This is a genomic window from Salipiger sp. IMCC34102, from assembly GCF_004145405.1.
Lineage (GTDB): Bacteria > Pseudomonadota > Alphaproteobacteria > Rhodobacterales > Rhodobacteraceae > Loktanella.
In genome coordinates, this window is the sequence record NZ_SELQ01000004.1 from 211,252 (window position 1) to 225,683 (window position 14,432).

The following is a 14,432-nucleotide window of genomic DNA, read 5'->3' on the forward strand; positions in this document are numbered from 1 at the left end:
GGCATGAAATCCTCTTCGATCGCCTGGCCGCAACTTCGCACCCCGCGCGGGGCAATACAATCCTTGCGCGTGCGCCGCAGGGCCCTGCAAACTGCCGCCATGATCTATTCGCCCGGACGCCGGTTCCTGTTCATCCATATCCCCAAGACCGGCGGCACGTCCTTCGCGCGGGCCTACGAGGCGCGCGCGCGGGCCGATGACATCCTGGTGGGCGACACGCCCAAGGCGCAGCAACGTCAGCGCCGGCAGAGGGACCTTTCGGTGGCGGGGCGGCTTTGGAAACACAGCACCTTGGCGGACCTTCACGGGCTGGTGCCGGCGGATGACCTGTGCCGGATGGTCCTGGTCCGCAATCCCTGGGACCGCATGGTCAGCTATTACCACTGGCTTGGGGTTCAACGCTTCGATCACCCGGCCGTCCGCCTGGCGCAGAGGCTTGAATTCACGGACTTTCTCAACCATCCGCAAACCGTCGCGGGGCTGCGACGCCAGCCCTATGCCGCCTATGTGCGCGACCGCCTGGGGGAGGTGGCGCCCACCCACTTCGTACGGATCGAGGCCTTCGAGGAGGACTTCGCACCGGTCGCGAGGCACCTCGACTTCTCGCTGGAGCTTCCGCGCGAAAACACCTCGAAGCGTGCGCGCGATTGGCGGGGCTATTATTCGGATACAGATGCCGCCCTGGTGGGCGAGCTTTGCGCGGCCGACATCGCGCGGTCGGGATATAGTTTCGCGCCTTCGTTTCCGGTCAGCGAGACCTGACATTTCGCCAGCGCAGGTGCCGGCAGCGCGCCCGACGCCTGCACTGCAGGCGGCTCGACCGACCGCTGCCTTCCGGGCAAAGGTCGTACATGCAAAAAGGGGGGCCGAGGCCCCCCTTTCGCATAGCGTGATCCGTCGCGCCGCGCGGGGCGTTTCCGTCAGGCGGCAGCCTTGCTGTCCTCGCCGGTGCCGAAGCGGCCGTAGAAGGTCCCGTTCGACGAGGCCAGTTCGCGCAGCAGATCGGGGCAGGCGAAGCGGTCCCCGAAGCGTTCCGTCAAGGTGTCGCATTGTTCGGCCGCGTAGGGCGCGCCGATGATGTCGAGCCAGCTGAACGGACCGCCCGACCACGGGGCGAAGCCCCAGCCCAGGATGGCGCCCACGTCGCCTTCGCGAATGTCCGTCAGCACGCCGTCTTCCAGGGCGCGCACCGCTTCCAGCACCTGCGCGAAGAGCAGGCGGTGCTGCACGGTGGTCAGATCCGGCTGCTCGTCCGAGACGGGATATTCCGTCGCGAGCTCCTCCCACAGGCCGGTCCGCTTGCCCTTCTCGTCGTAGGCGTAGAACCCGGCCTTCGACTTGCGGCCCAGGCGGCCCTTGTCGGCCATGGAGAAGAGGATCTCGTCCACCTCCTCGTCGGGGTAATCCTCGCCCATGGCGGCCTTGGTCGCCTTGGCGATCTTGACGCCGAGGTCGATCGAGGTCTCGTCCACCAGTTGCAGCGGTCCGAGAGGCATGCCCACCAGCTTGGCCGCGTTCTCGATCAGCGCGGGCTCCACTCCTTCCTTCACCATGCGGATCCCCTCGTTGATGTAGGGAATGATGCAGCGGTTGGCGTAGAAGAAACGCGCGTCGTTGACGACGATCGGCGTCTTGCGGATCTGGCGCACGAAGTCGAGCGCCTTGGCCACGGCGACGTCACCGGTCTGCTTGCCCTTGATGATCTCGACGAGGTTCATCTTGTCGACCGGGCTGAAGAAGTGGATGCCGATGAACTTTTCGGCGTCCTGTGCCGCCTCGGCCAGTTCGGTGATCGGCAGGGTGGAGGTGTTGGTGGCGAAGATGCAATCGGGGCCCACGACCTCCTGCACCTTGCGGGTGACGTCGGCCTTCACGCCCATGTCCTCGAAGACCGCCTCGACGATCAGGTCGCAGCCTTCGAGGGCGGCGTAATCCGTCGTCGCGTCGATCAGGCCCAGCACCTGGTCCTTCTTCTCGGGCGTGGCCTTCTTGCGGCTGATGCCCTTGTCCATGTAGTCGGCGGTGTAGCTCTTGCCCTTGTCGGCCGCCGATTGCTCGGAATCGATGAGGACGACCTTGATCCCCGCCAGGGCCGAGACCAGCGCGATCCCCGCGCCCATCATGCCCGCGCCGATCACGCCGACCTTGGCGACCTTCTGGTCGGCCACGTCGGGGCGGTTGGCGCCTTTCTCGAGCTTTTCCTTGTTGATGAAGAGAGAGCGGATCATGGCGGAGGACGAAGGGTTCAGCAGGACGTGGGTGAACCACCGCGCCTCGATCTTCAGCGCCGTGTCGAAGGGCACCAACGCGCCTTCGTAGACCGCCGACAAAAGCGCCTTGGCCGCCGGGTAGACGCCTTGCGTGTTGCCGTTGACCATGGCGGAGGCGCCCACGAAGGTCATGAAACCCGCCGGGTGATAGGGTGCGCCCCCGGGCATCTTCCAGCCCTTTTCGTCCCAGGGCTTCACGATGGCGGGGCCGGACAGCACCCATTCCTTCGCCTTGGCGACCAGCTCGTCGGCGGGGACGACCTCGTCGATGATCCCGGCCTTCATCGCGGCCTTGGGGTCCTGCAGCTTGCCCTGCAGCAGGATCGGAGAGGCCGCCATGGCCCCCAGCTTGCGGCTGATGCGCGTCGTGCCGCCGGCGCCGGGGAAGATGCCGACCATGATCTCCGGCAGGCCGATCTTGGCCTTGGGATTGTCGGCGGCAAAGATCCGGTGGCAGGACAGCGGCAGTTCCAGCCCGATGCCCAGCGCCGTGCCGGGCAGGGCGGCGGCGATCGGCTTGCCGCCCTTGTTCTTGTCGTCCATGCCCGCGCGCTCGATCTTGCGCAGGATGCGGTGGATCTCCTGGATGCCTTCGAAGATGCCGGCGGCGGGATCCTCGCTTTCGTCACGCATCTGCGCGATGATGTTCAGATCCATCCCGCCCGCGAAGGAGCCGTCCTTGCCGGATGTGATGACGATCCCCTTCACGGCGTCGTCGGCCAGGGCCTCGTCGATCAGCCGGTCGAGGTCCGCGAACCCCTGCTGGTTCATCACGTTCATGGATTTACCCTGGGTGTCCCAGGTCAGCAATGCGACGCCGTCGGCGTCCGTGGTCATCGTGAAATCGCTCATGTCGTTGTCCTTTCCAAGACCGGGATCGCGCGGATCACTCCGCCGCGTACATGCCCCGGGTCTGCCTGTCGTGTACAAGATAGCTGTCCGCCGCGCCGAGACCGGTCACCAGTTCGGTGCAGCGCCATTGGTTCCCCTGGAGTTCCAGCACCAGGACCGAGTCGAAGCGCGGCCTGGTCCGCTTGCCGTCCGAGAGCATGTCGGTGTCGTAGAGGGCCACGATCCGGTCGTCCCCGGCCTGGATGACGCGGCGCACGGTGCGGACCAATTGGGTCACCCCGCTGGCGGCGAACATCCGTTTCCAGGTCTCGAACTTGTCGGTGAGCCCCTGGACCGTCTCGATCCGGGAGGCCTGGAATTCCGACAAGATCGCAAGCGGCAGGGAAAAGTGATCCAGCCAGGTGTCGAGGTCATCGGCGAACACGCAATCCGCCACCCGATCCAGCCAGTTCTGGCAAAGTCCTACTTCCACTGCCGCCTCCTTCGGGTCAGACTCGTTCGATGATCGTCGCGGCCCCCATTCCCGATGCGATGCACAGGGTCGCGAGCCCCGTTCCCTTGCCGGTCCGCTCCAGCTCGTCGAGCAGCGTGCCGATGATCATGGCGCCGGTCGCCCCGAGGGGGTGGCCCATGGCGATCGCTCCGCCGTTGACGTTCACGCGGTCGTGGTCGACGTCGAAACGTTGCATGAACCGTAGGACCACAGAAGCAAATGCTTCGTTAACTTCGAAGAGGTCGAGGTCCGAGATCGCCATGCCGGTGTCCGCGAGGATCTTCTCGGTCACGGGCACGGGGCCGGTCAGCATGATCGTGGGATCGGTGCCGATCTTCGCGGTCGCCTTGATGCGCGCGCGCGGCTTGAGGCCCATCGCCTCGCCCCATTCCTTCGACCCGATCAGCACGCCGGCGGAGCCGTCGACGATGCCCGAGGAATTGCCCGCGTGATGGATGTGGTTGATCCGCTCGAGGTGCGGGTACTTCATCAGCGCGACCTTGTCGAAGCCGGGCATCGCCTCGCCCATCTCCTTGAAGGAGGCCTTCAGCGCGCCGAGGCTCTGCATGTCGGTGCCGGGGCGCATGTATTCGTCGCGCTCCAGGATCGGCAGGCCGTTGACGTCGCGCACCGGCACGACCGACTTGTCGAACCGCCCGTCCTCCCAGGCGGCGGCGGCGCGCTTCTGGCTTTCGACGGCCATCGCGTCGGCGTCGTCCCGGCTGAACCCGTACTCGGTCGCGATGATGTCGGCGCTGATGCCCTGCGGCACGAAATAGGTTTCCATCGCGATGGAGGGATCCACCGCGATCGCGGCCCCGTCGGAGCCCATGGCGACGCGGCCCATCATCTCGACCCCGCCTGCAATATAGGCCTGACCGGCCCCGCCCTGGATCTGGTTCGCAGCCAGGTTCACCGCCTCCATGCCGGAGGCGCAGAAGCGGTTGATCGAAAGCCCCGGGATCGACTGGTCGAGGTCCGAGGCCAGGACGGCCGTCCGCGCAAGGCAGCCGCCCTGCTCGCCCACTTGCGTGACGTTGCCCCAGATCACGTCCTCGACGGCGTGACCTTCGAGATTGTTGCGCTCCTTCAGCGCGTTCAGCACGCCGGCCGAAAGGCGCGCGCTGGTCACCTCGTGCAGGGCGCCGTCCTTGCGGCCCTTGCCGCGGGGCGTGCGGATCGCGTCGTAGATATATGCATCTGTCATCGTGGTCTCCTTCAGGCCGCGGGCAAGGCGCGCGGCATCAGATCGTAAGGGTGTTTCCAGCCGTCGGTGGACGCCAGCCTGGTCAGCCAGGCGTCCACCTTCGGAAAGTCGGTTCGGTCGAACCCGTAGGGCTCTTCGTAGTAGAGGTATCCCGCGCAGGCGATATCCGCGACGGTCAGGTGATCGGTCGCCAGCCAGTCGCGACCGTCGAGGTGGTCGTCCATGACCTTCAGCGCGGATTTCAGGCGCATCAGCAGGAACGCGTTCACATCGGCACTGCGCTTCTCCTCGGGCAGGAAGTTGACGTTGAACCGCAAGGGGCCGGCCAGCCCACTGACCTTGTGGTTGTCGAAGAACATCCAGCGCAGCACCTCGCGCCGCTCGTCGGCGGAGCGCCCGCCCAGCTTGCTGGTCTTCGAGGTGATGTAATCCTGGATCACGGCGGACTGGGTCAGTACCATGTCGCCGTCGACCATGACGGGAACTTCGCCCATGACGTTGAGCGCGCGGAACTCCGGCGTCCGCGTGGCCCCGTTGAAGAAATCGACGAAGACAGGCGCCCAGTCGACCTCCGCGAGCGTCATCGTCAGAGCTGCCTTGTAGGCGTTCCCGCTTTCCCCGAAGCAGTGCAGCTGGATCGTCATGTCTCGCCTCCCCTTGGTGGTGCGCCCGTGTCAGGCGTCGTGTCTGAGTTTATTTGGCCAGATGAAACTGGATCGTGGCGCTTTACGGACTGTTAACCTCTTTGGTGTCGGCTGATGACACTTGGCAGGCTGGAGAGCTGAGCCAAGCGCCAGGTGAAGCCCCGTCCCGCCGCACCGGACAGCCAAGCCGGAAGGGGGGCGGGGTGGATCTCGATCCGCCTTCATCTGGCAAGATAAACTCCCGCCGGAGGCTCCGACGGTGCTCGCCCGCGTGCCCGTCACCTCTTGCGCGCCTCCAGTTCCGAATTGAACAGCCGCAGCCGGTGCCCGAAGGTGTCGTCGTCGATCACGCTGTCGAAGTTCTCGAAGAGGAACGACAGCGCCTCGCCTTCGTCCAGACCGGCCTCGCGCGCGAACTTCTTCAGGCGGCGGTAGCCGTCCTCGGTCATCGCGACGGGAAAGCGGCGGGTCAGGCGCAGGCGTTTGGGCATCGAGCGGCTCCTTTGGGCGAAGGGTAGGGCGGGATTGCTCCCGCCGCCACCTTCAGAAGTTCGCGGCCTCCAGCGCCATCACGGGCTCCGCGCCCGAATTGATGCGCGCAAGGTGCATGCCCGTCGCCGGAAGCTGGCGCGCCATGTAGTAGCGCCCCGTGGCGATCTTGGTCTCGTAGAAGGCGGTGTCGCTTGCGCCGCCCTCCAGCGCCTCCATCGCGGCCTTGGCCATCTGCGCCCACATGTACCCCAGGCAGACGTGACCCATCAGGTGCATGAAGTCGTAGGATCCCGCCAGCGCGTTGTTGGGATTCTTCATGGCACCCATGAAGTACATCGCCGCCGCCTGCATATCCTTGCTCGCCGCCTTCAGCGGATCGAGGAAGTCGGCCTTCAGCGCCTCGTTGCCTTCGTTGTCCTTGATGAAGGCCTTGATCTGGTCGAAGAAGCCCATCAGGTGCTTGCCGCCGTCGACCGCGAGCTTGCGGCCCACGAGGTCCAGCGCCTGCACGCCGTTGGCCCCTTCGTAGATCATGGCGATCCGGGCGTCGCGGGCAAACTGGGACATCCCCCATTCCTCGATGTAGCCGTGCCCGCCGTAGACCTGCTGCGCCGCGGTAGCATACTCGAAGCCCTTGTCGGTCAGGAAGCCCTTGATGACCGGCGTCAGCAGGGACACAAGCCCTTCGGCCTTGTCGTCGCCCGCCCGGTGGGACCGGTCGATCAGCATCGCACCCCAGTAGGTGAAGGCACGCGCCCCTTCGACGAAGCTTTTTTGATCCATCAGATTGCGACGGATGTCGGGGTGCACGATCAGCGGATCGGCGGGCCCGTCGGGGTTCTGCGCCCCGGTCACGTCGCGCCCCTGCAGGCGGTCGTTGGCGTAGAGCACCGCGTTCTGGTAGGCGACCTCGGCCTGGGCGTAGCCCTGCAGGCCCACGCCAAGCCGCGCCTCGTTCATCATGACGAACATGGCGCGCATGCCCTTGTGCTCGGTCCCCAGCAAATAGCCCGTCGCCTCGTCGTAGTTCATGACGCAGGTGGAGTTGCCGTGGATCCCCATCTTCTCTTCGATCTTGCCGACGGAGACGCCGTTGCGCTCGCCCAGGCTGCCGTCGTCCTTCACGATGAACTTCGGCACGATGAAGAGCGACACGCCCTTGATGCCCTCGGGGCCGCCGGGGATCTTCGCCAGCACGAGGTGGATGATGTTGTCGGCCATGTCGTGATCGCCCGACGAGATGAAGATCTTCTGACCGCTGATCTTGTAGCTGCCGTCGTCCTGCGGGACCGCCTTGGTGCGCATCAGGCCCAGATCGGTGCCGCAATGCGGCTCGGTCAGGTTCATGGTGCCGGTCCACTCGCACGACGCGAGCTTGGGCGCGAAGGTGTCCTTCTGCGCCTCCGACCCGTGGGCCAGGATCGCCGAAAGAGCACCGTGCGTCAGGCCCTGGTACATGTTGAAGGCCATGTTGGCGCTGACCATCGGTTCGTTCACGGCCGTGTTCAGCACGTAAGGCAGGCCCTGGCCGCCGTATTGCTCGGGCACGTCGAGCGCCGTCCAGCCGCCTTCACGCACCTGGTCGAAGGCCTCCTTGAAGCCCTCCGGCGTGCGCACGACGCCGTTCTCCAGCGTGCAGCCCATCGTGTCCCCCACCATGTTGAGCGGGTGCAGCACGTCCGTAGACAGCTTGCCGGCTTCCTCCAGCACGGCGGCGGTGAAATCGCGGTCGAGGTCGGCAAAGCCCTCCATCTCCTGCTCGGAGATCTTGAGCAGGTCGTGCAGGACGAATTGCAGGTCCTTGTGCGGGGCGGTGTAGCTTGTCATGGGGATCCTCCGGTCAATCTGTACCGCCCGTTCAGGCGGCGTCGGTCTCGTTGCGAGCCATGTCGGCCAGCGTGGTCTCGGCCCAGCTCATCTGCTCCTTGAGCTCGGCGATCGCCTCGTCCAGCTCGGCGCGCTGGGCCTGCATTTCGGCCAGGTGCCCGCGGGCGACCTCGAGCGTGCAACTCAGCTGGGTCTGCTGTCCGTCGTTCATCTGGTAGAGTTCCAGGAGCTTGCGCACCTCCTCCAGCGAGAAGCCGAAACGCTTGCCGCGCAGGATCAGTTTCAGCCGCGCCTGGTCCGAGCGGGTGAAAAGCCGCTTCTGGCCTTCGCGCTGCGGGAACAGCAATTCCTTGGATTCGTAGAACCTCAGGGTCCGTGGCGTCACTCCGAAGGTGTCGCACATCTGGCGGATCGTCAGGGTCTGGGACATGGGAACCTCTTGCGTGGTACCCTTCCTATATCGGGACGCGGCGGCCGATTTCCACCGGGGTTTACGTATACGTAAAGGTAACGTCGCGTCAGATCCCCAGGGGCGGATCGCCCGGCACGGCGCGCCGCGTCATTCCAGCGAAGTGGCCACCTCGTCGCGCAGGCGCTGGAGTTCCTGCATCGTCTCCTCGAGGTGCCGACGCTGGTCGCGCAACTCCTCCATCTGGCGGTCGGCCAGGTCCAGCCAGGTGCGCATCTGTGCCTCCGTGCCGTCGTGTTCGTAGATCTGCAGCCATTGGCGGATGTCCTCGAGGCTGAAGCCGAACCGGCGGCCGCGCATGATCAGCGTCATCCGGGCCTGTTCGCGCCCGGTGTAGAACCGCGACCGGCCCTCCCGGTCGGGGGAGAGCAGTTCGATGTATTCGTAGTAGCGCAGCGTGCGCGGGGTCACGTCGAACTTCGCGCACATCTCCTTGAAGGATAAACGGTCGTCGGTCATTGCGGTCTCCTCGCGCGAAAATCTAGCATGGCGCGGCCCGACCGCAACCCGGGGCCTAGTTCATGAAGCCCGGTGCAAGAAGGTGAAAGCCGTAGGCCAGCACGAGCGCCGGCACGCTGGAATAGACCGTGGCCCAGATCGCCGCCTTCGGGTCGAGCGCGATGGCGGGAAACAGCGCGTCGCCGTCGTTGCTGATCGCGTTGCCCATGAGGGCGGCGAAGGGGATAAGCCCGTTGACGTAAAGCGTCGTGACCAGCACCTGCGGACCGCAGCCCGGCACGAGCCCCACCAGCACGCCCATCAACGGCAGCAGCGGAGCGACCGAACTGAAGAGCGCCTCGAGGTCGAACCCGCCGAAGGCCACGAGGTAGTCGTAGGCCAGATACGCCCCGATCACCCAGACGGAGATGAACGAGGTCTCCTCGGCCATGCGCGTGAGCGGCGTGTCGTCCACGTTGGTCATCGCCTTCAGGCGCGACGTGGCCCAGATGAACAGGCCCACGAAGGTGCCGCCCACACCCACGATGGGCAGGACCGGCCCGAAGATCGCCTCGACGTCCGCGACTGAAAGCTGGGTGATGCCGATGATCAGGCCGGGCAGGGCGAAGGCGGCGAACAGCCAGTCCTTGAAGCGGGTGTGGCCGATGAAAGGCACCATGTCGTGGGCATTGGTGGCGTTCGGGGTGATCCGGATCGCCGGCAGCCGGTCCACGATCCAGCCCGACAGGATGCCCACCACGAAGGACAGGGGCAGCACCACGAGGGCCGCGTCGGGACGGGTGGCGATCAGCAGGAAGGCCGCGTCGCCCATCGTCGCGGTGAGCGTCGCCACCACCGCACCGAACCCGACGTTCCCCGAGGAGAAGGCGGCCACGACCACCACGGCCCCGCCGCATCCGGGGGTGGTCCCGAGAAGTGCGGCCATCGGCACCTGCCACCGCTTCGCGCCCTTCAGCGCCTGCCCGATGTTGAAGTCGAACAGCCGCTCGGCCCCGTAGAACAGCAACAGGGTCGCGGCGACGAAGCCGCTGACCTGGACGAAGGCGTCGGTCATCAGGCTGCGGGTCAGCGCGCCCAGTTCGCCCGGCGCGACCGCGAGGCCGAGGAACACCAGCGCCACCAGCAGGCGCCTGGGCCGGAACAGGCCGCCCAGCCGCGTCGGTTCGTCTTGGACGGAAATTTCCGCGGTGCTCATGAAGGACCCTTAGTTGCGAATTATTCTCAATAAAGGACATAGGGGGTTGCGCATTGGCGATCAAGTGACAAGTTTGCCGCCAAAGCCGAAGGCCGTTCCATGATCGACGCAGACCCCGACCCGACCACCCCGGACGACAGCACCGCAGAGCGCCGGCAGAAAATCGCGGCGCAGTTCATCGCCATGATCCCGCACGCGCGCGCGTTGGGCATGACGGTGACCGAGGTCGGCGCCGGCACGGCGACCGTCAGCATGCCCTACGACGACCGGCTGATCGGCGATCCGAAAACGGGGGTCATCGCGGGCGGGGCGGTCTCGGCCCTGATGGACACCTGCTGCGGGGCGGCGGTGATCGCCCATCCCACGCAGGCGCTGGGGACCGCGACGATCGATTTGCGGATCGACTACATGCGCCCCGCGACGCCGGGGCAGGGGATCACCGCGCGGGCGACCTGCTATCACGTCACCCGGTCGGTGGCCTTCGTGCGGGCCACGGCCCACGACGACGACGCGGGCAACCCGGTGGCCTGCGCCACCGGCGCCTTCACCCTCGAACGTCCGAGGCCCAAGTCATGAGCCGCCGTCCCGATCCCGTCCAGGTCGTCAAGCAGCGCCGCGACGAGGCCCTGCGCGCGTTGGTCGACGGCGTGCCCTACATCCGGTTTCTCGGCATCCATTTCGACCGTCGCGGGGACGAGTTGACCGGCATCCTGCCCTACGATGACATGCTGATCGGCAACCCGACGCTGCCCGCCCTGCACGGCGGCGTCACGGCGGCGTTCCTCGAGGTGACTTCGGTCATCACCCTGCGCTGGGCGACCCAGTGGGACGCGGTGGAGGCGGGCGAGGACGTGGCCACCGACCGGATGCCCAAGACCATCGACTTTACGGTCGACTATCTGCGCTCGGGCTTGCCGCGGGACGCCTACGCGCGGGCGCGCATCACCCGGTCGGGGCGGCGCTACGCCAGCGTTCATGTCGAGGGCTGGCAGGACAACCGCCAGCGCCCCTTCGCGCAGGCCACCGGGCATTTCGTGATGCCGCAGCATGGCTGACCCACTGACCCACCGGCGCGTGCTGCATATCGCGCTGCCGGTGGTCCTGTCGAACGCTACGGTGCCGATCCTGGGCGTCGTCGACACCGGCGTCGTGGGCCAACTGGGCGAGGCCGCCCCGATCGGCGCTGTCGGCATCGGCGCGATCATCCTCACGGCGATCTACTGGGTCTTCGGCTTCCTGCGCATGGGCACCTCTGGCCTGACCGCGCAGGCCATCGGGGCCGAGGACACGCCAGAGGTCGCGGCCCTCCTGTCGCGCGCGCTGATGATCGGCCTCATGGCCGGGGTCGCGATCATCTTACTGCAACCGCTCCTCTTCGCCGGTGCCTTCCGGATCTCCCCCGCCAGCCAGGAGGTCGAGACCCTCGCCCGCCAGTACATGGGCATCCGCGTCTGGTCCGCCCCCGCGGCCATCGCGCTTTACGGCATCACCGGCTGGCTGATCGCGCAGGAACGCACCGGGGCGGTCCTCGGCCTGCAGGTCCTGATGAACGGGGCGAACATCCTCCTCGACCTCGTCTTCGTCCTGGGTCTCGACTGGGGTGTGCCCGGGGTCGCCTGGGCCACCTTCATCGCGGAATGGTCCGGTCTCCTGTTCGGCCTCTGGCTCTGCCGGGCGGCCTTCGCGGTCCCGGCCTGGAGAGACTGGCCCCGCGTCTTCGACCGCGCCCGGCTGATCAACATGGGGGTCGTCAATTCCGACATCATGATCCGCTCGGTCCTGTTGCAGGCGGTCTTCGTCAGCTTCCTGTTCTGGGGCGCCGATTTCGGCGACGTCCAGCTCGCCGCCAACCAGATCCTGCTGCAGTTCCTCGAGGTCACCGCCTTCGCGCTCGACGGGTTCGCCATCGCGGCCGAGACGCTGGTGGGCCAGGCTATGGGCCGTCGCGACCCCGCGCACCTGCGCCGTGCCGCGGTGCTGACGAGCGGCTGGGGGGCGGCCATCTGCGCGGGCCTGGCCTCCAGCTTCTTCGCGGCGGGGCCCTTGGTCATCGACGTGATGACCACCGCGGAGCCGGTCCGTGCCGCGGCCCGGGTCTTCCTGCCCTACATGGTGGCGGCCCCGCTGCTGGGCGTCGCGGCCTGGATGCTCGACGGGATCTTCATCGGCGCGACCCGCACCCGGGACATGCGCAACATGATGATCATCACGACGCTCGTCTACTTCGCCGCCGTGATCCCGCTCACCGCCGCCTTCGGCAACCACGGGCTGTGGATGGCGCTCCTGCTTAGCTTCGTCGCCCGGGGCGTCACCCTGGGCCTGCGCTACCCGGCGCTCGAACGCGCCGCGGCCCGCTGACCCGCACCGCCTTACCCCTCGCTTTTTCACAAATACTCCGGGCGCGCGCCGCCAGGCGCGGGGGCAGGGCCCCCTCCCACGCCACCACCCGCAACCCGAAGCTCACCACCCGGTGCATTGACCTTTGCGCCGAAACCCGATCAAGGTCCGCCCGACCCGAACGACCGGAGCCGTCATGGCCAGCACAGCCCCCTTCGCCCGTTTCGAATGGATGATCGCCTGGCGCTACATCCGCGCCAAGCGCGCCGAGGGCGGGGTCAGCGTCATGACCTGGATCAGCCTCGTCGGCATCACCCTGGCGGTCTTCGCGCTGATCGCCACGCTGGCGATCCGCTCGGGCTTCCGGGCGGAGTTCGTGGACACCATCCTGGGCGCCAACGCGCATCTGACGGTCTACCAGCAGACGCCGATCGCGGGCACCGACCAGGTCACGCGGATCATCTCGGACTACGACACGCTGGCGGCCGACCTGGCCGCGGTGCCAGGCGTGTTGCGCGCAGCACCCATCGTGCGCCAGCAGGTCATGGCCAACCGCGGTGCCGCCAACGCGGGCGTGGAGGTCTACGGCATCAGCCAGGAGAACCTGCGCACCGTCCCGCGCATCGTGAACCCCGAGGAGAGCCTGGGCTCCCTCGACGATTTCGGCCCCGGCCTTGCCATCGGCTCTGGCGTCGCGCGCGAGCTGGGGGTGGGGATCGGCGACCAGCTCAAGATCATTTCCCCCAACGGGGTGCGCACGCCCATGGGCACCAGCCCCCGCGTCGGCGTCTATCCCGTCTCCTACATCTTCACCGCGGGGCGCTACGACATCGACCGGACGCGGGTCTACATGCCGCTCGAAGAGGCGCAGACCTTCTTCAACCGCGACGGCGTCGTGGACGAGATCGAGGTTATGACAGCCGACCCCGACAACATCGAGGCACTGCTGCCGTCGGTCTACGTCGCCGCCGGAGAGAACGCGCTGCTCTGGACCTGGCGCGACAGCGCGGGCGCCTTCCTGCGCGCGCTCACGGTCGAGGACAACGTGATGTTCGTCCTGTTGTCGATCCTCGTGCTGATCTCCTCGATGAACATCATCTCGGGCCTCATCATGCTGGTGAAGAACAAGGGCCGCGACATCGGCATCCTGCGCACGATGGGCCTGACCGAAGGCTCCATCCTGCGGGTCTTCTTCATCTGCGGGGCGGGGATCGGCACGGTGGGCACGATACTGGGCGTCATCCTCGGCTGCGCCTTCGCGCTCTGGATCGACCCGATCTTCGCCTTCGTGAACTACGTCGCCGGCGGCGGCGTCTGGGACCCCGAGATCCGGGGGATCTACGCGCTGCCGGCCCAGCTGCATTTGGGCGACGTCCTGTCCGCCGTCGTCCTGTCCCTGGGGCTGTCTTGGATCGTCACCATCTTCCCGGCCCGCCGCGCGGCCCGGATGAACCCGGTCGAGGCGCTGCGCTATGAATGACGCCCTTACCCTGACCGGCCTGAAGAAGGGCTACAACCACGGCCAGCCGTCCGAGGTCCGCGTGCTCGACGGCGCAGACCTCGCCGTCAAACCGGGGGAGGTCGTGGCCCTCGTCGCGCCCTCCGGCGCCGGCAAGTCCACCCTGCTGCATATCGCGGGGCTGCTCGATACCCCCGACGCGGGCCGCGTGCATATCGGCGGCGAGGACATGACGAACCTCTCCGACCGCCGCCGCACCGCGATCCGGCGCAGCGACGTGGGTTTCATCTACCAATTCCATCACCTGCTGCCGGAGTTCACCGCGCTCGAGAACATCGTCCTGCCGCAGCTGGCCAACGGTGTGGGCGACACCGCCGCCCGTAAGCGCGCGCGGGGGCTTCTCGACAGCGTCGGCATCGCGCACCGGGCGGACCACCGCCCCGCGGCCCTGTCGGGGGGCGAACAGCAGCGCGTCGCCTTCTGCCGCGCGCTGGCCAACGATCCCAAGCTTCTGCTGGCGGACGAACCGACCGGCAACCTCGACCCCGAGACGTCCGATCGGGTCTTCGATGCGCTGATGACGCTGGTCCGCACCTCGGGGCTGGCGGCGGTGATCGCGACGCACAACCTCGAACTCGCCGCGCGCATGGACCGCGCGGTGCGGCTCGACGGCGGCACGCTGATCGCGCGGACCTGACGCCGCCGCCGCAGCCCCACCCCCGCAGCGC

The 14,432-nt window shown here is 67.0% G+C and carries 15 protein-coding genes; 6 read left to right on the forward strand and 9 right to left on the reverse strand.

Translation table 11 applies throughout. The features are described from left to right. The first annotated feature begins 99 nt into the window (after positions 1-99). The gene (locus tag EU805_RS10575; RefSeq protein ID WP_129763943.1) at positions 100-762 is read left to right on the forward strand and encodes a sulfotransferase family 2 domain-containing protein; all 663 of its coding nucleotides are present in this window, start codon (positions 100-102) and stop codon (positions 760-762) included. Between the two features lie 158 nt (positions 763-920). Here the strand turns inward: EU805_RS10575 and EU805_RS10580 are convergent, their stop codons facing one another. The 9 genes from EU805_RS10580 to EU805_RS10620 form a co-directional block, all read right to left on the reverse strand. After that, the gene (locus EU805_RS10580) at positions 921-3,122 is read right to left on the reverse strand and encodes a 3-hydroxyacyl-CoA dehydrogenase NAD-binding domain-containing protein (protein ID WP_129763944.1); all 2,202 of its coding nucleotides are present in this window, start codon (positions 3,120-3,122) and stop codon (positions 921-923) included. A 34-nt stretch (positions 3,123-3,156) separates the two neighbouring features. Continuing rightward, on the reverse strand, positions 3,157-3,594 hold the full coding sequence (locus EU805_RS10585; RefSeq protein ID WP_129763945.1) for a hypothetical protein: 438 nt from the start codon (positions 3,592-3,594) through the stop codon (positions 3,157-3,159). A gap of 16 nt (positions 3,595-3,610) precedes the next feature. Then, on the reverse strand, positions 3,611-4,822 hold the full coding sequence (locus EU805_RS10590) for an acetyl-CoA C-acetyltransferase (protein WP_129763946.1): 1,212 nt from the start codon (positions 4,820-4,822) through the stop codon (positions 3,611-3,613). 11 nt (positions 4,823-4,833) lie between these two features. Then, on the reverse strand, positions 4,834-5,466 hold the full coding sequence (locus tag EU805_RS10595; protein WP_129763947.1) for a glutathione S-transferase family protein: 633 nt from the start codon (positions 5,464-5,466) through the stop codon (positions 4,834-4,836). A gap of 278 nt (positions 5,467-5,744) precedes the next feature. After that, the gene (locus EU805_RS10600) at positions 5,745-5,957 is read right to left on the reverse strand and encodes a hypothetical protein (protein WP_129763948.1); all 213 of its coding nucleotides are present in this window, start codon (positions 5,955-5,957) and stop codon (positions 5,745-5,747) included. Positions 5,958-6,009: 52 nt separating this feature from the next. Beyond that, a complete protein-coding gene (locus EU805_RS10605; RefSeq protein WP_129763949.1) occupies positions 6,010-7,785 on the reverse strand; it encodes an acyl-CoA dehydrogenase C-terminal domain-containing protein in 1,776 nt (591 codons plus the stop codon). 31 nt (positions 7,786-7,816) lie between these two features. Then, positions 7,817-8,215 (reverse strand): MerR family DNA-binding transcriptional regulator, encoded by a 399-nt coding sequence (locus tag EU805_RS10610; RefSeq protein WP_129763950.1) that lies wholly within the window; start codon positions 8,213-8,215, stop codon positions 7,817-7,819. A 129-nt stretch (positions 8,216-8,344) separates the two neighbouring features. Beyond that, complete coding sequence (locus EU805_RS10615) at positions 8,345-8,713, reverse strand: MerR family DNA-binding transcriptional regulator (RefSeq protein ID WP_129763951.1); 369 nt, start codon at positions 8,711-8,713, stop codon at positions 8,345-8,347. A gap of 55 nt (positions 8,714-8,768) precedes the next feature. After that, entirely contained in the window at positions 8,769-9,908 is a 1,140-nt protein-coding gene (locus tag EU805_RS10620; RefSeq protein ID WP_129763952.1) for a putative manganese transporter, read from the reverse strand. Between the two features lie 99 nt (positions 9,909-10,007). Here EU805_RS10620 and EU805_RS10625 point away from each other — a divergent pair, with 99 nt between their 5' ends. The 5 genes from EU805_RS10625 (at position 10,008) to EU805_RS10645 (ending at position 14,401) form a co-directional block, all read left to right on the forward strand. Next, positions 10,008-10,484, forward strand: a complete 477-nt coding sequence (locus EU805_RS10625; RefSeq protein WP_129763953.1) for a PaaI family thioesterase — start codon at positions 10,008-10,010, stop codon at positions 10,482-10,484. Continuing rightward, positions 10,481-10,963: a PaaI family thioesterase gene (locus EU805_RS10630; RefSeq protein WP_129763954.1), complete on the forward strand. Its 483-nt coding sequence runs from the start codon at positions 10,481-10,483 to the stop codon at positions 10,961-10,963. The genes EU805_RS10625 and EU805_RS10630 overlap by 4 nt, the downstream gene beginning before the upstream one ends. Beyond that, complete coding sequence (locus EU805_RS10635; protein ID WP_129763955.1) at positions 10,956-12,266, forward strand: MATE family efflux transporter; 1,311 nt, start codon at positions 10,956-10,958, stop codon at positions 12,264-12,266. The genes EU805_RS10630 and EU805_RS10635 overlap by 8 nt, the downstream gene beginning before the upstream one ends. A 175-nt stretch (positions 12,267-12,441) precedes the next feature. Next, positions 12,442-13,725 (forward strand): lipoprotein-releasing ABC transporter permease subunit, encoded by a 1,284-nt coding sequence (locus EU805_RS10640; protein ID WP_129763956.1) that lies wholly within the window; start codon positions 12,442-12,444, stop codon positions 13,723-13,725. Continuing rightward, entirely contained in the window at positions 13,718-14,401 is a 684-nt protein-coding gene (locus EU805_RS10645; protein WP_129763957.1) for an ABC transporter ATP-binding protein, read from the forward strand. Before EU805_RS10640 ends, EU805_RS10645 begins: the two co-directional genes overlap by 8 nt. Positions 14,402-14,432 lie beyond the last annotated feature (31 nt).